This window comes from Mycolicibacterium phocaicum, from assembly GCF_010731115.1.
GTDB lineage: Bacteria > Actinomycetota > Actinomycetes > Mycobacteriales > Mycobacteriaceae > Mycobacterium > Mycobacterium phocaicum.
In genome coordinates, this window is record NZ_AP022616.1 from 2,651,357 (window position 1) to 2,669,065 (window position 17,709).

Annotated in this window: 21 protein-coding genes; 9 read left to right on the forward strand and 12 right to left on the reverse strand. The window is 67.3% G+C overall.

Features of this window, described 5'->3' with window-relative positions; all coding sequences use genetic code 11:
• Window positions 1-28 precede the first annotated feature (28 nt).
• Window positions 29-1,249 (forward strand): MFS transporter, encoded by a 1,221-nt coding sequence (locus tag G6N46_RS12735; RefSeq protein ID WP_138248197.1) that lies wholly within the window; start codon window positions 29-31, stop codon window positions 1,247-1,249.
• Between the two features lie 133 nt (window positions 1,250-1,382).
• Complete coding sequence (locus G6N46_RS12740; RefSeq protein WP_064858212.1) at window positions 1,383-2,129, forward strand: fasciclin domain-containing protein; 747 nt, start codon at window positions 1,383-1,385, stop codon at window positions 2,127-2,129.
• A 65-nt stretch (window positions 2,130-2,194) separates the two neighbouring features.
• Here G6N46_RS12740 and G6N46_RS12745 read toward each other — a convergent pair whose 3' ends face one another.
• Genes G6N46_RS12745 through G6N46_RS12755 form a run of 3 tightly spaced genes read right to left on the reverse strand, consistent with a single transcriptional unit; the run spans window position 2,195 to window position 5,293 of the window.
• On the reverse strand, window positions 2,195-3,337 hold the full coding sequence (locus G6N46_RS12745; RefSeq protein WP_064858213.1) for an acyl-CoA dehydrogenase family protein: 1,143 nt from the start codon (window positions 3,335-3,337) through the stop codon (window positions 2,195-2,197).
• Between the two features lie 13 nt (window positions 3,338-3,350).
• Entirely contained in the window at window positions 3,351-4,151 is an 801-nt protein-coding gene (locus tag G6N46_RS12750; protein WP_064858214.1) for a crotonase/enoyl-CoA hydratase family protein, read from the reverse strand.
• Window positions 4,148-5,293, reverse strand: a complete 1,146-nt coding sequence (locus G6N46_RS12755) for a thiolase family protein (RefSeq protein WP_138248196.1) — start codon at window positions 5,291-5,293, stop codon at window positions 4,148-4,150. Before G6N46_RS12755 ends, G6N46_RS12750 begins: the two co-directional genes overlap by 4 nt.
• A gap of 194 nt (window positions 5,294-5,487) precedes the next feature.
• Here G6N46_RS12755 and G6N46_RS12760 point away from each other — a divergent pair, with 194 nt between their 5' ends.
• Complete coding sequence (locus G6N46_RS12760) at window positions 5,488-6,285, forward strand: FadR/GntR family transcriptional regulator (RefSeq protein WP_073698289.1); 798 nt, start codon at window positions 5,488-5,490, stop codon at window positions 6,283-6,285.
• Here G6N46_RS12760 and G6N46_RS12765 read toward each other — a convergent pair.
• The 5 genes from G6N46_RS12765 to G6N46_RS12785 form a co-directional block, all read right to left on the reverse strand.
• Window positions 6,275-8,002: a DUF3556 domain-containing protein gene (locus G6N46_RS12765; protein ID WP_138248195.1), complete on the reverse strand. Its 1,728-nt coding sequence runs from the start codon at window positions 8,000-8,002 to the stop codon at window positions 6,275-6,277. The genes G6N46_RS12760 and G6N46_RS12765 overlap by 11 nt on opposite strands.
• A 119-nt stretch (window positions 8,003-8,121) precedes the next feature.
• Window positions 8,122-8,637 carry a DoxX family protein gene (locus tag G6N46_RS12770; RefSeq protein WP_133425544.1) on the reverse strand — a complete coding sequence of 172 codons (516 nt, stop codon included), beginning with the start codon at window positions 8,635-8,637 and terminating at the stop codon, window positions 8,122-8,124.
• Between the two features lie 9 nt (window positions 8,638-8,646).
• Window positions 8,647-9,885 carry a WS/DGAT domain-containing protein gene (locus G6N46_RS12775; protein ID WP_407665100.1) on the reverse strand — a complete coding sequence of 413 codons (1,239 nt, stop codon included), beginning with the start codon at window positions 9,883-9,885 and terminating at the stop codon, window positions 8,647-8,649.
• Between the two features lie 79 nt (window positions 9,886-9,964).
• Window positions 9,965-10,594: an Rv1363c family protein gene (locus G6N46_RS12780; RefSeq protein ID WP_064858218.1), complete on the reverse strand. Its 630-nt coding sequence runs from the start codon at window positions 10,592-10,594 to the stop codon at window positions 9,965-9,967.
• Window positions 10,591-11,226, reverse strand: a complete 636-nt coding sequence (locus tag G6N46_RS12785; RefSeq protein WP_064858219.1) for an Rv1363c family protein — start codon at window positions 11,224-11,226, stop codon at window positions 10,591-10,593. Before G6N46_RS12785 ends, G6N46_RS12780 begins: the two co-directional genes overlap by 4 nt.
• A gap of 138 nt (window positions 11,227-11,364) precedes the next feature.
• Here G6N46_RS12785 and G6N46_RS12790 point away from each other — a divergent pair, with 138 nt between their 5' ends.
• Together G6N46_RS12790 and G6N46_RS12795 are read left to right on the forward strand one after the other, a co-directional pair.
• Window positions 11,365-12,252: an alpha/beta fold hydrolase gene (locus G6N46_RS12790; RefSeq protein ID WP_064858220.1), complete on the forward strand. Its 888-nt coding sequence runs from the start codon at window positions 11,365-11,367 to the stop codon at window positions 12,250-12,252.
• Between the two features lie 34 nt (window positions 12,253-12,286).
• Window positions 12,287-13,117 carry an adenylate/guanylate cyclase domain-containing protein gene (locus G6N46_RS12795; RefSeq protein WP_082934603.1) on the forward strand — a complete coding sequence of 277 codons (831 nt, stop codon included), beginning with the start codon at window positions 12,287-12,289 and terminating at the stop codon, window positions 13,115-13,117.
• On the opposite strand, the gene G6N46_RS28275 is transcribed toward G6N46_RS12795, so the two are convergent.
• Window positions 13,075-13,245 (reverse strand): hypothetical protein, encoded by a 171-nt coding sequence (locus G6N46_RS28275; RefSeq protein ID WP_090562611.1) that lies wholly within the window; start codon window positions 13,243-13,245, stop codon window positions 13,075-13,077. The two genes, G6N46_RS12795 and G6N46_RS28275, sit on opposite strands and share 43 nt — an antisense overlap.
• A gap of 49 nt (window positions 13,246-13,294) precedes the next feature.
• Between G6N46_RS28275 and G6N46_RS12800 the strand changes: the two genes are divergently transcribed.
• Together G6N46_RS12800 and G6N46_RS12805 are read left to right on the forward strand one after the other, a co-directional pair.
• Entirely contained in the window at window positions 13,295-13,987 is a 693-nt protein-coding gene (locus tag G6N46_RS12800; RefSeq protein WP_064858221.1) for a hypothetical protein, read from the forward strand.
• 110 nt (window positions 13,988-14,097) lie between these two features.
• On the forward strand, window positions 14,098-14,325 hold the full coding sequence (locus tag G6N46_RS12805; RefSeq protein WP_029104726.1) for a hypothetical protein: 228 nt from the start codon (window positions 14,098-14,100) through the stop codon (window positions 14,323-14,325).
• 19 nt (window positions 14,326-14,344) lie between these two features.
• On the opposite strand, the gene G6N46_RS12810 is transcribed toward G6N46_RS12805, so the two are convergent.
• On the reverse strand, window positions 14,345-15,205 hold the full coding sequence (locus tag G6N46_RS12810) for a phytanoyl-CoA dioxygenase family protein (protein WP_064858222.1): 861 nt from the start codon (window positions 15,203-15,205) through the stop codon (window positions 14,345-14,347).
• A gap of 48 nt (window positions 15,206-15,253) precedes the next feature.
• Between G6N46_RS12810 and G6N46_RS12815 the strand changes: the two genes are divergently transcribed.
• Window positions 15,254-15,832 carry a TetR/AcrR family transcriptional regulator gene (locus tag G6N46_RS12815; RefSeq protein ID WP_138248193.1) on the forward strand — a complete coding sequence of 193 codons (579 nt, stop codon included), beginning with the start codon at window positions 15,254-15,256 and terminating at the stop codon, window positions 15,830-15,832.
• Window positions 15,833-15,837: 5 nt separating this feature from the next.
• On the opposite strand, the gene G6N46_RS12820 is transcribed toward G6N46_RS12815, so the two are convergent.
• Both G6N46_RS12820 and G6N46_RS12825 read right to left on the reverse strand, forming a co-directional pair.
• Complete coding sequence (locus G6N46_RS12820; RefSeq protein ID WP_064858224.1) at window positions 15,838-16,584, reverse strand: class I SAM-dependent methyltransferase; 747 nt, start codon at window positions 16,582-16,584, stop codon at window positions 15,838-15,840.
• A gap of 28 nt (window positions 16,585-16,612) precedes the next feature.
• A complete protein-coding gene (locus G6N46_RS12825) occupies window positions 16,613-17,011 on the reverse strand; it encodes a VOC family protein (protein ID WP_064858229.1) in 399 nt (132 codons plus the stop codon).
• 296 nt (window positions 17,012-17,307) lie between these two features.
• On the opposite strand from G6N46_RS12825, the gene G6N46_RS28670 reads away from it, so the two are divergent.
• Window positions 17,308-17,700, forward strand: a complete 393-nt coding sequence (locus G6N46_RS28670; protein WP_235688617.1) for an IS110 family transposase — start codon at window positions 17,308-17,310, stop codon at window positions 17,698-17,700.
• Window positions 17,701-17,709 lie beyond the last annotated feature (9 nt).

A 17,709-nucleotide genomic window follows, 5' to 3' on the forward strand; every position in this document is an offset into this window, starting at 1 on the left:
GTCCCGACCTACCGGCCAGAGTGGTGCGGTGACGCTCACCTCGACGACCGCGCCGACTCGCGCCGCATGGACGGTGGCCGCCGTCAGTTTCCTCGCCATCCTGGCCGCCGCCGGTTTCCGCGCCGTACCCGGCGTGCTGATGACGCCGCTGCACCACGAGTTCGGCTGGTCGCACGCCACGGTGGGCCTGGCGATGTCGGTCAACATGACGCTGTTCGGAGTCACCGCGCCGTTCGCGGCAGCCCTGATGGACCGGTTCGGGGTCCGGCCGGTGCTGACCGTGGCGCTGGGGTTGATCACGGCCGGTTCGGCGCTGTCGGTCCGGATGACGACCGGCTGGCAACTGGTGGCGTGCTGGGGCGTATTGGTCGGCATCGGCACCGGATGCATCTCGATGGGCTTCGTCGCGACCGTCGCCACCCGCTGGTTCGACGAACGGCGCGGCCTGGTGACCGGCGTGCTGACGGCGGCCAGCGCCACCGGGCAGCTGATCTTCCTGCCGCTCGTCGCCGAGGTCGCGACCCGTCACGGCTGGCGCTGGGCCTGCCTCATCGTCGCCGCGGCCGCGTTCGCGGTCATCGCACCCGCCCTCATCGTCATGCGCCACCACCCGCCCGCACCCACCGCGGCACCCGCGAACGGCTTCCGGGCCGCGCTGGACGGGCTCGTCATCGGTGCGCGGGTGCCGGTGTTCTGGCTCCTGGCCGGCAGCTTCGCGATCTGTGGCATGACCACCAACGGGCTGATCGGCACCCACTTCATCCCTGCCGCGGGCGACCATGGCATGCCGACGACCGTCGCCGCGAGCCTGCTGGCCACCATCGGCGTCCTCGACGTGGCGGGCACGGTCTGTTCGGGCTGGCTCACCGACCGGGTTGATCCGCGGCTGCTACTGACCGTCTACTACGTCGGCCGCGGCATTTCGCTGATGCTGCTGCCTTCGCTGCTTTCTCCGCACGCCGACCCGGGCACCTGGGTGTTCATCGTCTTCTACGGCCTCGACTGGGTTGCCACGGTGCCGCCCACGATCGCGCTGTGCCGCGACTACTTCGGTGATCGGTCCCCCGTGGTGTTCGGCTGGGTGTTTGCCGCACATCAGGTCGGCGCCGCGGTCGCAGCGGCCGCAGCCGGCTGGCTCCGGGACCTACAAGGTAACTATGACCTGGCCTTTCAACTGGCGGCCGGCTTGTGCGCGGTCGCCGCGGCGCTGTGCTTCAGCGTGCGAAAAGTGCAGGTCAGAACCACTTGACCAAAACGGACCGCCGGTAGCTGATTTTGCTGTTTCGCAGCGCCAGCCATTACCATTCGACGGGCGCCACGCCCCGGATGGGGTCTCCCCGGTCGGGCGGGGTGCGCGTCATGAACAGCTGAGGAGCCGAACCATGAAGACTCGCACCAGCAGATTTCTGGGCGTAACCGCGGCCGTCGCCGCCCTGACCGCATCGCTGCCGCTGGCAGTGTCCGCTTACGCGGACCCGCCGCCGCTGCCGCCGCCGACCAACAAGACGGTGGACCCCCAGGGCCCCGGCTGCGACAAGGTCAAGGCAGGCATGCCCGACCTGAAGACGTTGGTCAACAAGCCGGTGAGCCAGGTGCTGGCCGCGATTCCGGCGATCAGCACCTTCAACTCGGCGGTGTCCGGTGGCCTGAACCCCGCCGTGAACATCACCAGCGTCCTGGACAACGGCCCGTACGTGGTCTTCGCGCCCACCAACGAAGCCTTCGCGGCGCTGGACCCGGCCAAGCTGGAGGCCCTGAAGGCCGACCCGGCCGCGCTGACCAGCCTGGACTACTACCACGTCTTCCTGGGCGTGCTGGGCAATGACACCGTCAAGGGCCAGCGTCCGACGCAGCAGGGCACCCAGATCAAGGTGACCGGCGACGGCGGCGACATCAAGGTCAACGACACCGCCAAGCTGGTGTGTGGCGCCATCGAGGCGAGCAACGCCCGCATCTACGTGATCGACACCGTGCTGGACCTGGCGGACGCCCCGGCCCCGGTCACCGCCGCGGGCAGCGAGACCTCCACCTCGACCTCGGTCACCACGGCGACGTCGACCTCGGCAGCGCCGAGCGCCGCTGAGTCGACCTCGGCGACCCCGACCACGACCACGTCGGCTGCGCGCTAGCCAGACAAACGAAATCGGCGCCCCTGCACCACGTTGTGCAGGGGCGCCGATTGGCTTTGTGGGGCCTACAGACCCAAGTCGCGGCCGATGATGTCCTTCATGATCTCGGTGGTGCCACCGAAGATCGTCTGGATGCGGGCGTCGCAGTAGTCGCGGGCCACGCGGTACTCCATCATGTAGCCGTAGCCGCCGTGGAGCTGCACGCAGCCGTCGATGACCTTCTTGGCGGTCTCGGTGCAGAACCACTTGGCCTTGGCCGCCTCGACGGCCGACAGGTCGCCGTCGAGCACGCCCTCCAGGCACCGGTCGATGTACCGCTCGCACACGTCGAGTTCGGTGTCCATCTCGGCCAGCAGGAACCGGTTGTGCTGGAAGCTGCCGATCGGCTGCCCGAACGCCTTGCGGTCCTTGGCGTATTGCAGTGTCTGGCGCCAGGATTCGCGCGCGCCCGCGATCGCCGAGATCGCGATGCCGAGCCGCTCGGAAGGCAGGTTCTGCATCAGGTGGTAGAAGCCGCGGCCTTCCTGGCCGAGCAGGTTCGCCTGCGGCACCCGCACGTTCTCGAAGTGCAGCTCCGAGGTGTCCTGCGCATGCAGACCCATCTTGTCGAGCTTGCGGCCCCGCTCGAAGCCTTCCATACCGCGCTCGACGACCAGCAGCGTGAAGCCCTTGTGTCCGGCTTCGGGATTGGTGCGACACACCACCACGACGAGGTCGCAGTTGATGCCCGACGAGATGAAAGTCTTGGAGCCGTTGATGATCCAGTCGTCGCCGTCGCGCACCGCCGAGGTACGGATGCCCGCCAGGTCACTGCCGGCGCCGGGCTCGGTCATCGCGACGGCGAGGATCAGTTCGCCGCTGGCGATGCCCGGCATCCACCGTGCCTTCTGCTCGTCGTTCGCAAGGTGGTTGAAATACGGTGCGACGACGTCGTTCTGGAGGCTCAGCGACGGCGCCGGGCCGCCGTAGCGGGCCAGTTCCTCGTCGATGACGGCATTGAAGCGGAAGTCGTCGGACCCGCCACCGCCGAACTCCTCGGGCATGTTGAACCCGATCAGGCCGTACTTGCCGGCGGCGACGAACGCCGACCGGTCGACCATGCGCTGCTCTTCCCACTTCTCGGCGTTGGGGACGAGCTCACGCTCGATGTACTGCCGGGTGGATTCCCGGAGCGCCTCATGCTCCGCTTCGAATACTGTCCGCTTCACGATTTCTTCTCCGTCACTTGGCTTTCCATACAGGCTGACGTTTCTGCGCGAACGCCAGCGGGCCTTCTTTTGCGTCCTCGGACTGCAGCAGGGTGACGAACTCGCGGTTGGTGCGCTTCCAGCCGTCCTTCTCGTCGGTCACCACGCCGTCGTCGGCGCCGTATGCCACCCGCTTGCTGGCCTGCACGGCCAGCGGCGCGTTGGACGTGATCCGTTCCGCCAGAGCCAGTGCCGCGTCGACGACGGTGCCGTCGGGGACCACCTGATTGATCAGGCCCCAGCGCAGCGCGTCCGCGGATGTCATGGGCTCACCGGTGAACAGCAGTTCCAGCGCGACCTTGCGCGGCAGCTGCTCGACGATCCGGAACACGCCGCCGGCACCGGCGATCAGGCCGCGCTTCACTTCCGGGAGACCGAATTTCGCGCTTTCCTCGGCCACCACCAGGTCACTCGCCAACGCCAGTTCGGAGCCGCCGCCCAGGGCGGTGCCGTTGACGGCCGCGATGGTGGGCTTGTCGATGAAGTGGCTGACGTAGCCGGCGAAGCCCCAGTCCGTGTGATCGGGGTGGAAGAGGTTCTCGCCGCGCGAGAGCGCCTTGAGATCCGCACCGGCACAGAACGATTTGTCGCCGGATCCGGTGATCACGACGGCCCGGATCTCCGGGTCGTCCTGCGCGGCCTGCAGTGCGTCGCCGACACCGATGCTGACGGCCTGGTTCACGGCGTTGCGGGCATCGGGCCGGTTGATCGTGATCAGCAGGACGTTGCCGCGCCGCTCGGAGAGGGCGCCCGGTTCGGCGGACACCGAGGTCACAACAGCTCCAGGATGGTCGCGTTGGCCTGGCCGCCGCCCTCGCACATGGTCTGGAAGCCGTACTGAATGTTGTTGTCCCGCATGTGGTGCAGCAGGGTGGTCATGATGCGGGCACCGGAACCGCCGAGCGGGTGGCCGAGGGCGATGGCGCCGCCGTTCGGGTTCAGCCGGTTCTCGTCGGCGCCGATGTCCTTGAGCCAGGCCATCGGAACGGGCGCGAAGGCCTCGTTGACCTCGAACACGCCGATGTCGTTGACGCTCAGACCGGACTTGGCGAGCGCCTTCTGAGTGGCGGGGATGGGCGCGCTCAGCATCATCACGGGGTCGGCGCCGGCCAGCACACCGGTGTGCAGCCGAGCAAGAGGCTTGAGCCCCAACTCTTTTGCCTTCTCGGCGGACATGATCAGCAGCGCGGCCGAGCCGTCGGAAATCTGCGAGGAGTTGCCGGCGTGGATGACGCCGTCTTCCTTGAACGCCGGCTTGATGGCCGCCATGGATTCGACGGTGCCGCCGCGACGGATGCCGCCGTCTTCGGTGACGATATTGCCGTCCTGGTCCTTGATGGCGACGATCTGGTCCTTGAAGGCGCCGGCATCCTGTGCGGCAGCGGCCTTTTCGTGTGAGCGCAGCGAGAACTCATCAAGCTGCGTGCGGGACAGGCCCCACTTCTCGGCCATCATCTCGGCGCCGGTGCCCTGGTTCGGGGTCTGGTCGTAACGGGCGCGGAACGCCTCCGGGTAGGGGTGCCCACCGTTGGCGAGCGACGAACCCATCGGGGTGCGCGACATCGATTCGACACCACCGGCGACGACGACGTCGTAGTGGCCGGCGACCACGCCGGCGGCGGCGAAGTGCACCGACTGCTGGCTGGAGCCACACTGGCGGTCGACGGTCACGCCGGGGACGGTCTCGGGCCAGCCGGCGGTCAGGACCGCGGTGCGGGCGATGTCGAGCGCCTGCTCGCCGGCCTGCATGACGCAGCCCCAGATCACGTCGTCGACGAGCGCCGGGTCGACGCCTGCGCGCTGCACCAGGGCGTTGAGCACCTGAGCCGAGAGCTCGGCCGGGTGCACCCCCGACAGGGCGCCGTTGCGCTTCCCGATGGGCGAGCGGACCGCCTCGACGATGACTGCTTCAGCCACGGACTTCTCCTTCAACATGAATTGACACCCGTAAAGACCTGGTCATATGCGAACATAGAACAGAAGGTTTACTAGGTCAACCTACTAGTTGGTAGATAGGCGCCATTTCCGGGAATGACGGGGTCATGCCGCCTCACATGGTTTACTGAGTTGCCTAACACGAGGCCAGCACAAACGGTTCAAGGAGGGCCCAGATGGCGCAGACTCCGCCGTTGTCGCCGATGATCGACCCACGTACTGTGCCATCCTCGGCCAGCGGCCCCATCCGCTCCCCCAAAACCGCGGAACTGGTGGCCGGCACCCTGCGCCGGATGGTCGTCGACGGTCAGCTCAAGGAAGGCGACTTCCTGCCCAACGAGGCCGAGCTGATGGCCCACTTCGGGGTCAGCCGCCCGACCCTGCGCGAAGCCGTTCGGGTCCTGGAATCCGAGCGCCTGGTCGAGGTACGCCGCGGGTCGCGCACCGGTGCCCGTGTCCGCGTCCCCGGACCCGAGATCGTCGCGCGCCCAGCGGGTCTACTGCTGGAGCTGTCCGGCGCGACGATCGCCGACGTGACCACCGCGCGCGCCGGGATCGAACCGACCGTCGTGCGGCTACTGACCGAGCAGGGCAACACCGCTGCTTTCGACGAACTCGACACCATGCTGGCCGAGTACGTTCCGTCCGGGCTCGAGACGGGCCGCATGGCCGAGACCACCGGCGACTTCCACCAGCGCATGGTCGAGCTGTCGGGCAACGCGACGCTGGCCATCGTCGCCGGCATGCTGCACGAGATCACCGTCCGCCACATCGCGTTCGCGATGCGCGAGAACCGCCCGATGTCCAGGTCGGACTACGACATTCTGATGAAGTCCTACCGCCGACTCATGACGCTCATGCGCTCGGGCAACGCCGCGGCCGCCGAAGCGCACTGGCGCAAGCACCTCGACGTCGCGAACAGTCTGCTGTTCGCCGGCATGGAGGACCTCAAGGTCCGCGACGTCATGCGCTAGTCACGCCGTACACGGGGACATCGTCGGCCCACGGCTGGCGGGTCACCATGTCGCGCACCTTGACGTAGCCGCGCTCGAACTCGCCGGTGGCGGCGTCGACCAGGCGGTACTGCTGCGTCTGTTGATGGATGGGCTGGGCATCGAGCATGACGATCCGCACCTCGCCCGGCTCGAAGTGGCACCGCTCCTGCAGCGCCGCGACGAGCTGTTCGTTCGACATGTGGCCGTCGCCGAAGTTCCAGCCGATGGCGGTCGAGACGATGCGCTCACCGTCGGTCAGGGTGTAGTCGTCCTCGTTCTGCCCGGCCATGGCACGGTGCGCGAGCGTGAACAGCGCGCGGCCGTGGGTATTGAAGGCGCGGAACGCGTAGCCCATGTACAGGTACATCTGCGCGTTCTCGGGGCTGCCGTAGTACCGCTCCATCTGGGTAGCGGGCATGCTGGCGATCGCGACGATGTTCTTCTCGATCTTTTCCGACGCGGACGGTTTGATGCACCACAGCGACGTGTCCCAGTTGCCGGCGTAGTACCGCATGCCCGGCAGGAAAGAGACCTTGCGCGGGAACAGGTTTCCGATGACGACGGTGCCCGCGACGACCGCAAACAGGACGACGGGCCACGGCGAGCTGAGGTCCGTCAGGCCGATGTCGGCATGCCCGACGAACAGCGTCACGACGCAGAACATCATGAAGACGTTCCACTCCAGCGGCACGCCCATCGGGATCGACGACAGGATGCCGAAGTGGAAACACAGCATGACGAAGGCGGCGATGTAGGTCGGCCAGCCACCGCCGCTGAAGAACAGCACCAGCGGCACCGCGCCCTCGATGAACGTGCTGAAGTGCGCCATGAAGCGTGACGGCCGGCCGGGGCGCAGGTCGTCCGGGAAGTGCTCGAAGAACGCGCGCTTGATGAACTTCGGTCGCAGCACCGGGTTGTTGCTCATCATCGTGGAGATGACGAACGGGAAGTGCTGGTTGAGCTTCGACGTCGCGGCGCCCAGCCAGATCACCATGCACACCAGCTTGGCGGCGATGATCAGGTCGACGCCGTAGCCGGCGAACAGGAAGGCGACGGTGAACGAGCCGTATACCTCGCCGCGGGCGGCCAGGAAGATCACCTTGTCCCTGAGGCCGAGCACCGCCAGCACTCCCAAGACGGCCCAGATCTGCCACATCGGCAGCACGCCGACATTCGCACCGGGCAGAACCGGGCCGGTGCCGTCGGTGCACAGGGCGACAATGAGCAGGACCAGCAGCGCGCCGTAGAGCAGCACATCAACGGGCGTCCGGGCATCGCCACGCGTCAGCGGGATGCGGCCGGGCCACGGTGGCAGACGAATGGTCTTCGGCCGCAGCCAGTACAGGATCGAGCCCAGCGGCGGGAAGAAGCGGTTGTTCAGTGGGCCGAACCCACAGCCGAGCCCGACCACCTCGAACAGCATGGTGTACAGCACGACCTTCTCGAAGACGATCGGCTCGGTCCACCACGTCGCGACGTCGGTGAAGCCGTCGATCCCCTTGGTGGACAATGCGATAAGCCAACCGCCGAGGATGTACAGGCCGATCTTGACGACGTAGAACAGGTGCAGCGCCACCGGGGTGCCGAAGCCCGTCTCGGCCCAGTGCCGGGCCATCGGGACGATCTTCTGCGCGCGGCTGCCCTTGTTCCACTCCTCGAAGTCGATGACAGGAGTGTCCTGCGTGAGAAAACCCATGCCCGTCAGACTAGAACGTGTTCTAGTCTGACGGAATCAGATCCCCTCAGTTCGCCCGGTAGCCAGGTCGCCGGCGTTCGAGAAACCGGCGCCCCGGCCCCCGGGCCAACGACAGGTGCTCAGGCCTTGGCGGGCGGGCGGAAGAAGATCAGCAACTGCCCTATGCCACCGGCCAGGCCCAGCACCACCGCGATGGCCAGACCGCACCAGCCGTGCAGCAGGTGATAGAAGCCGGTGTTGTGGAAGAGCAGGCAGTCCAGGCTGTAGCGGCCCGCGCCGGTGCCCGCGATCGCCACGGCCGCGACGCCCAGCACCAGGTTGTACTCCCAGCCGGATTTCACGATGAAGAAGCCGTTTTCGCGGTGCACCGTCCAGGCCGCCACCACCATCAGCGCCACGAATCCCGCGGCGGGGATCGGCGTCAGGAAGCCGACCGCGAGACCCAGGCCGGCCAGGATCTCGGTGCCGGCAGCCAGCCGGGCATGCAGCATGCCGGGCTTCATACCGATGCTGTCGAACCAGGCGGCGGTACCCGGGATGCGGCCACCACCGAAGAACTTGTTGTACCCGTGCGCGGCCATGGTCAGACCGAGCACCACCCGCAGCAACAGGATCGAGAACGCGTAAGCAGTCACGCGATGAATCTAGCCCGCGGCGTCCAGGACCGCTGACAACCGTTCCACGTACGAATCGACATCCGGTAAGGCCGACGGGGACGCATGCACACTGATCGTGACGGTGTCCCCGATGCCGTGCACGCCGTGCGTCAACCCCATCATCGGCGACAGCGCCGGACATGCGGTGGTCAGCACCACCGGGCAGCCGCCGAATGTCAGATCGGCCGGGCCGCGGTGCACGCTCGACACCACGGTGTTCCCGGTGGCCGTCGTGGACCGCGCGTGCACATCGAATTGCGCGGTGCCCCAACGCAGCAGCCGCGCCGGCACCGCCGCGGTGGCGGCATCGCTCGTCGCGGCCGACGGATGCTCGAACCGCTGCCGTCGCATGGCGAGCTCCGCCTCGATCCGGACTGCCCGCTCATGAAAGGGCAATTGCGGGTGCAATGCCACCCCGACGTTGCCGTAGTGGTTGTAGGCCCGACGGGTACCTGTCTTGGCCATCGGCACCTCGGCCCCGAGCGCGGTGACCCCACCCAGTTCGGCGGCAAGCGCCTCCGAGATGGCCGCCAGCACCCCGACCGTCACGGTCGGCCCGGGCAGGTCCGCACGATGACGGACGATCGTCCGCAATTCGTCGGGGCCCTCCGGCGCGTTGTTGGTCGCCTGCACCGGCCACGAATCGGCCGGTGCGGCAACAGCACCCGACTCCGTGTCGTGCACGAGCCGGCGATGAGCAGCGCTGGCCCGCCACGCCAGGTACGGCAGCGCCCACGTCCCCAGCCGCGACTCGACCACCGCCGGCACCGGCTGGTCCCGGCCGAAGATCCGGCCCATGAGTGCCGTCGCGCGCCGCCCGTCGGCGAGGGCGTGCGACATCTGCACGACGACGACGGTGCCCGGCCCCGTCGTCTCCGGTATCCCGGTGACGCCGGCGAAGACGTGCAGTCGCCACGCCCGCACGGTGGCGTCGAGCTGGTCACTCGCAGCCAGCGCGCACACAGCGCTCAGGCACCCGAACCACGTGCGGTCCCCGGGTTCGTGCACGACGATCTCCGGGGCATCGCATCGCACCCAGGACGGATAGCGCCAGGGACGCGAATCGTCGATGCGTACCAACAACTCTGGGCACGCCGCCACGTTGCGGCGGACCGCTGCCAGCGCGGCGTCCAGGTCAGCGGGCACACCGTCGAACCCGCACACCAGAAACATGTCGTTGGGGATTTTCGCCGACATCCAGAAACTCTGGGCGTCGGCGGCCGCCATCCGGTTCACGTCCACCGCCCCGGGATTTGTGCACGAAAATCCGCGCCCACCGCGGAAAATCGTGCACAAATCACGACCATCACACCGGCTCGAACTTGGCGATCAGCCACTGGCCCCCCAGTCGTTCCAGGGTTACGCGCGCACTGGTGGGCGTGCTGGTCGGTGGTTGGTCACCGACACGGACTATCTGGTTGACGAACACCAGCACCACGGCATGGTTCTCCTCGACCGAGACCGCCGCGGCGGCGGGCACCGACGTCGCCGCCGCGATGCGCCGCTGTTCGGCGCCGGGGATCACCGACTTGGTCAGTGTCGTGTACTCGTCCAGGAACGGTGTGGTGAGCAGCTTGCGCGCATCGGTCAGTTGTTGACGGACCGTGTCCGGCTGGTACGACAGCAGAGTGACCGTGCCGTCGCTGGCCAGCTTGATCACCGCGGCCCGCTGAGCGTCATTGCTGTGCTTCGTGGTCAGGTACCACAGTCCGCCGGCCGCGGCCGCGAGTACCAGCGCCAGCACCGGCAGGACCCGGTACGCCGTCACCCGCGCCCACTCGATACCGCCGGGCTGCAGCGGGTTCACCTGCGGCACAGCGGCATTGGGCGCCGCCGACTCTGTCTCGACAGCCTCGGCCGCATCCGGTTCCGCCTCCGTCGACTCGGCCTCCGCGTCGGCCGGCTCGTCAGGTTCGTCCATTTCGTGCTTGCTCATTGGATCGGCTCCACCTTCGATGCCTTGGCGCTGTCGCCCACCTTCTGCATCGTCAGCCGCACGCGCCAGTAGCGGTCGCGTTGCGGCGGCCCGCTGCCGACCTCGGTGTGCACCTTGACCGCGACCAGGACCACGCCCGTGGTCTCGTTCGCCGACTCCACGCCGGCCTCGGTGACCGTGCCGACCGACGCCGACTGCTGCTGTTTCACCGAGTCCACCACAGCCACCGAACGCTGTTTGAAGTCGTCGAAATAGGCGCCGGTCGAGGTGTCCAGCGCCCGCTTGATGTCGTCGTCGACGTGCCGGTAGTCGATGGTCGTGAGATTGACCGCGACCTGCTTCCCGGCCGTCAGGTACATGTCGTGCAGGGCGTCGTCGCGACGCAGCTGCAGCTCACGCTGACCGAGCCAGGCCACCAGCGCACCCAGCGCGCCGACCACCAGCACTCCCACGACCAGTGCCACGATCACCCGCTTATCCCGTTGGGGTGCAGTCGGTTTCAGGAAGGCGAGGGCGTCCTCGTCGGAGATGGCCGGTGCGTCGTCGTCGGCATCCGGGGTCACGTCCGGGTCGGCCGCGTCGTCGTCGTCCACCTCGTCGGGATTCCTGTGCCGCCCGTGCTCGTCCGCCATATGCCTTCCTCTCGCCGCGCGCCCGGCCGGGCGCGCGACACCTCGGCCGAGTCTAGAGACCACGGGGTGACCAGGGTCATGTTCGGTTCAGTTAGCACAGCTCGGTAACGTGCAGGAGAAGTGACGAGAGGATTCCCAGTGAGCACCGACGAACGCACTTCCCCGGCCGAGGGCGGCAGCAATGTACAGACGGTGCGATTCCGCGGTATCGACGAACTGACCCTCGTCGCCGACGAGTGGAACCGCGACGCGGACACCGCAGCGGACAAGCCGACGATCCTGATGTTGCACGGCGGCGGCCAGAACCGGCATTCCTGGAAGAACACCGGCCAGATTCTCGCGAACGCCGGCTTCCACGTCGTCGCACTGGACAGCCGCGGGCACGGTGACAGCGACCGTTCCCCCACGGCGAACTACTCACTCGAGACACTGACCGGCGACACGCTGCAGGTGATCTATCAGATCGGCCGGCCGGTGGCCCTGATCGGCGCCAGCATGGGCGGCCTGACCAGCCTCCCCGTCGCGCACGAAGCCGGTCCCGAACTGGTGACCAAACTGGTCCTGGTCGACGTCGTGCCACGATTCGAGAAGAGCGGCAGCGCGCGCATCCGCGACTTCATGTTCAGCGGCATCGACGGCTTCGCCTCGCTGGAAGAGGCCGCCGACGCCGTCGCGGCGTACCTGCCGCACCGCACCCGGCCGCGCAGCGTCGAAGGCCTCAAGAAGAACCTGCGGCTGCGCGACGGCAAGTGGTTCTGGCACTGGGACCCGGCCTTCCTGACCGCGCCCGGCGACGACCCGTTCGAGCGCGCCGAGATGCTCGAGCACGCGGCGATCAACCTCGAGATCCCGATCCTGCTGATCCGCGGCAAGCTCTCCGACGTGGTCAGCACCGAAGGCGTGCAGGATTTCCTGCAGAAGGTGCCAGGCGCCCAGTTCGTCGAGCTGTCCGATGCCGGGCACACCGCCGCCGGCGACGACAACGACGCGTTCACCGACGCGGTGGTGCAGTTCGTCCGTCAATGACCCGATCGGGGCCCGTCGCCTCGATACTTGAGCGGTGACGGTATCGACGATCTCGCTGATCGCCATCTGTGTGCTCGCCGTGGTGGTCGTCGTCGAGACCATCGTGTTGCGGGTGACGCGCGCCCGGCTGCGGGCCGCGCGGCAGGAGATCGAGGAGCTGCGCGCACCGTCCGAACCCCGCACCAATCTGCTGCTGGCCGGCGGCCGCGCCGCGGTGAAGACGATGTGGCAGACCGCCAACCTCATCAACAAAGAGGGCTTCGGCGGCGCGATGTGGTCATCGATCGAGGAGCTCGCCGGCTGGGCCGAGGTCGAGCGGCCGGACCTGGCCAAGCTGGCGCCGACGGGCCGCGTGGCGATCATGTTCTCCGACATCGAAGGGTCCACGGCGCTCAACGAGCGCATGGGTGACCGGGCCTGGGTGCGGCTGATCGATCATCACGACAAGCTGGTCGGCCGGTGTGTCAAGAAGCAGTCGGGGTTGGTCGTGAAGAGTCAGGGCGACGGTTTCATGGTCGCCTTCGCCGAGCCCGAGCAGGCCGTGCGCTGCAGCATCGACATGCAGCAGCAGTTGGCGAAGGCGCCCGGCGGCGTCCGGGTCCGCATCGGGATTCACACCGGCAAGTCGGTGCGCCGCGGCGATGACCTGTTCGGGCGCAACGTCGCCATGGCGGCGCGGGTGGCGAGCCAGGCCGACGGCGGTGAAGTGCTCGTGAGCAAGGCCGTCCGAGATACCTTGTCCGCTTCGGCTTCCTGCGCCGACATCACTTTCGACAGCGGCCGGGTGGCGGAGCTGAAGGGCTTCACCGGGGATCACCGGCTCTACGCCGTGGGCTGGCTCCCGCCGGATTCGGCCAGCCGCTGATGCAACCGGGCGCGAATATCGTCGGCGGTGTATGACTCACGCTTGCGCTGATCGCGCGCGACCAACACGCCACCGGCGACCACGCCCGCGACACCGGCCAGGCCAACCCACTTCCACACGCCACGCATGCAGTGATTATGGACGAGCGAAGCGCCGGGGAATGTCTAAGCTGCCCAGATGACTGGTAACGCGGTGACATTGGAGCGGGCGCTGGCCGAAACCCGGACCGGCGACATCTGGTTGTTCCGTGGGGCTTCCAAGCCCGACCGCGCCATCCAGACGCTCACCAACGCGCCCGTGAACCATGTCGGCATGACGGTCGCCATCGACGACCTGCCGCCGCTGATCTGGCACGCCGAACTCGGCGACAAACTCGAATGCCTGTGGAGCGGCAGCCACCACCGCGGCGTGCAACTCAACGACCTGCGGGCCGCCGTCGAACGGTGGGTGTACGTGTACGGGCAGCGGTGCTGGCTGCGCCAGCTGACGCCGTACGCCACCCGCGAGCAGGAAGACCTGGCGTTGAATGTGGTGGCCCGCATGGACGGCACCGCGTTCCCCACCACCGCGCGGTTGACGGGCCGGTGGTTCCGTGGCCGGGCGCCGGTGGTCAGCGACTACACACGCGGAATTCCGTTGGTGCACCGCAAGGTTCGCGAATCCGCCGAGCGCGACAAGAACCGCCGGCGGTCGGCCGGGCTCGAGACCGCGTATTGCGCCGAGACAGTGGCCATCACCTACGAGGAAATGGGACTGCTGGTCACCGAGAAACGGGAGAACTATTTCGATCCCGGGTCGTTCTGGAGTGGTGATTCATTGTCGTTGACGCCTGGATACCGGCTCGGCGAAGAAATTGAAATTCTCGCCTGACCTGGAATTCCCGAATCCGTCAATTCATTGCATTCGGCGTCAGCGCAGTCGTGCCGCCATTAACATTTGTGGGCAACTACCCGGTTACGGGAAAGCCCTCAGGAGGCGTCATGCGATTGAAAAATGCGCTCGTAGGAACGTGGATTGCCGCTGCCGCAATCGGCGGGGCGATCAGTCTTGCCCCGATGGCCGGCGCCGATCCGGATCCCGATGTGCCCTACGGCGGCGACGAATTCGACCTGCCGCAGCAAGGTCCGAACCCATACGACTTCGGGTTCCACGAGTCCAATCACGACGAGAAGGACACGTCCGCCGGCGCCACCGACGTGCCGTACTGATCCGCCTGATCGTCGACGATCAGGCGTACTGATCGCCGGCGATCTCCAGCAGCCGCTTCGGGTGCATGCCGTCCACCTGCCCGATGAAGGGCGGGTGAATGCTGTAGCCGAGCATGCGGCGAATGTCTTCTGACACCCGGCGGACGGTGTCGCGGGTCATCGACAGCGTGAAGGCCTCCTGCGGCCGCAGCCACGGCTCGCAGTATTGGGCGGTGACGGCCAGCCGCGGACGGTCGGTGCGGTTGGCGCCGCCGCCGTGCCACAGCGTGCCGGGGAAGAACACACACGACCCGGCGCTCATCACGACGGGCTTGCGCTCGACGTCGTCGCCGGGCAACCGGTCACCCCAGAGCTGGCTGCCGGGCACCACATCGGTGGCGCCGTTGTCGGCGGTGAAATCGTCGATGGCCCAGATGGTCGCCGCGCCCAACGCGGCGCGGGGCCGCGGCAGCGGGTAGAAGCCGTCGTCGGTGTGCAGCATCTGCGCCTGTTCCCCCGGCAGGATGTTGATCACCTGGAGCATCGACAGCAGATAGTTGGGCAGGAACATCCGGTCCAGCAGTGCGAGCACGCGCGGGTGGTCGGCGATGACGTCGCACGCCGCGGTCTTGTTGAGCACGCTGTAGATGCGCTGCGTCGACCGTCCCTCAAAACCGTTGCGGCCGTGTCGATCCAGCATCGGCGTCACGGCGGCGCGGATCTCGTCCAGCTGGGTCGCACTGAGCAGATCGGGCAGGATCACGTAGCCGTCGCGCGTCATCGTGGCGAGATCGGCATCGACGATCGCGGGGTCGACGGTCGCGCCGCTGCTTTCGGTCCGGCGATAGGTGCCGGCCAGGTCGCCGCTCAAGTCCGCCAGCGATGACACTTCAGTGCTCATTGCTCCACTCCCGCCGAAACATAACCGAGTTCTGTTATGTTTTGGACTATGGCACGTGCCCCGATCGGACGTCAACAACTTCTGACCGCCGCGCGCGACGAACTGGTGCGCGGCAACGGCGTGCTCGAACTGAGCGCACTGACCCGCCGGGCGCAGCTCAGCACCGGCGCCCTCTATCACCACTTCGGTTCCAAAAGTGGGCTTCTCGCAGCGGTTTACGACGACTTCTATCACGGGCTGCGCCATGCCATCGCCGACGTGCACCTACCCGTCGACGCCGACTGTGGAGTCCGGGAGCGCGAGCGCACCCGCCGTTTCGTCGTCTACCACTTCGACGATGAGCTGGCGCCGATCCTGCTCGGCCGCGCGACGCTGGACCCCGAACTCGCCGAACTCGAGGCCGTCCATCTCCAGACGATGAGCGAGGCCGCAGCCGACAACATCCGCCACGGGCAAGAGTCCGGTGAATTGCCCGACGACATCGACGCCGACAGCGCCGGGGCGTTCGTCATCGGCGGACTGCGGCACAGCATCGCCCAACAGCTCCGGGCCACACCGCGTGCCGATCCCGATCTTGCCGCCGAACGGCTCTGGCATCTGGTCGCCGCGGCACTCGGCATTTCGTGACGGGATCAGACGGTGCCGCGCGCCGCCCACGCCGTGGCCGTCACGGTGAACGGTCCGTCGCCAAGACGTTCGCGCGCAACGGTTTTCAGCATGCCACGCCTCTCGTCATCGAGGCGCTGGACGTAGTCCCCGGCCGGTCCGACACCGAACGTGTACGGCTCCCACCACTCCTCGAAGCTCGGGTGCAGCACGTCGATGGCGATGGCATCCTCTGTCACGTTGCGTAGCCCGGCGGCGTCGAAGATCTCGGTGAGGTGGCCTCTGTGCGCGCCAGATAGCAACGCCTCGTCCTGTGCGTCGGGGTCGATCACGTGGACGGCGTCCCAGAACGGTGCCAGCGCACCCGTCGGGCCGTCCCACGCGCACGCCGCGACGACGCCCCCGGGCCGGGTCATCCGCGCCATCTGCCCGATGCCGGCGACGGGATCGGTCATGAAATGCACCACCAGTTGGGCGAGCGCGGCGTCGAAAGTCGCAGTGTCGTAAGGCAGTTCCTCAGCGGTCCCGAGGCGGGCGTCGAGCCCGGGGAACCGCGCCTGGATCGCATCGACGAACGGCGGCGACGGATCGATGGCCGCAACCTCGGCGCCCGTCGCCAGCAGCCGCGCTGTCAGCGCGCCGGGTCCGCTGCCGACGTCGAGCACCTTCGCTCCGGCCGTGATCCCGGCGAAGGCGGCGAAGACGTCCGCGAGCGGCTCGGCGTATCGGCCCATGTAGCGGCCGTACGCGTCCGGCGAGACGACGAAGCTCACCAGCAGATGCTATGCCGCATATCAGCTACTACGCCCCGAATTTGGCCTTGGCATCGTCTCTCACCGGCGTGAAGAGGTTGACGAGGTTGCCGTCGGGATCGCGGAACAACAGCGACCGGTTACCCCACGGCATCGTGGTGGGCTCGGTGACGACCTCGTCCAACCGGCTTCGCAGCCGTTCGTACTCCGCGTCGACGTCATCCACGATGAACTCGATGATGGTGCTCCGGTTGGCCGCCGGCTCGGCGGAACCCGCCCCGAACAAGGGCACGGTCTTGTCGCTGCCGATCGCCAAAGTGCCCACCGGCGTGGGGATCTCCGCGAACAGTTCATTGGCCCAGACCGCCTCGGCCCCGGTCACCAATTCATAGAAGCCGACCAGGCTCGGGACGTCGGCGGTGATGATGCGGGTGGAAACAAGCTTCATGCTGCGCACGATATCGGCGACCACCGACATTGATTGTGTTCAACCCGTTCGGGCGAGGATGACCTTGCTCGTTCGCCGCTGGTGATGACCCTCCCACCGACTGACGCCCTGCTGGGTTGTCTTCGACTTGATCTGTCTCACCAGCGACGCGCGAGCAAGCGTTGCCCCGAGAGCCCAGCGGGGCGGACATGACCTAATCAGGAGCCTGGCCGTTCCTCATCAATGTCTTGTCTGCCCGCCCCGCAGGGTTGTCACCCACCCGCACGGTTCATTACTACGGAGAGGACACCACCATCGTGACATCCCCACGCCGAGTCGTCATCGGCGCCGACACCCATCTGGACACCATCCACGTCGCCGCCATCACCGACACCGGCCAACCGCTCGGCGACGCCGAATTCCGCACCAACCCCACCGGCTACTGGGCCGCGATCTGCTGGGCCCGCAGCTTTGGTGACATCGTGACCGCAGGAGTCGAGGGCACCAGCAGCTACGGCGCCGGACTCACACAAGCATTGCAGGCCAACGCTATTCACGTCGTTGAAGTCAACCGACCCGACCGGGCAGCCAGGCGCAGGCAAGGAAAATCCGACCCGCTCGATGCCTACAGTGCCGCCCGCGCCGCGCTGGCCAGCAACAGCCCAGCCGTCCCCAAAGACCCCACACCAATGCACTCAAAGCCCTGCTGACCGCCCGTC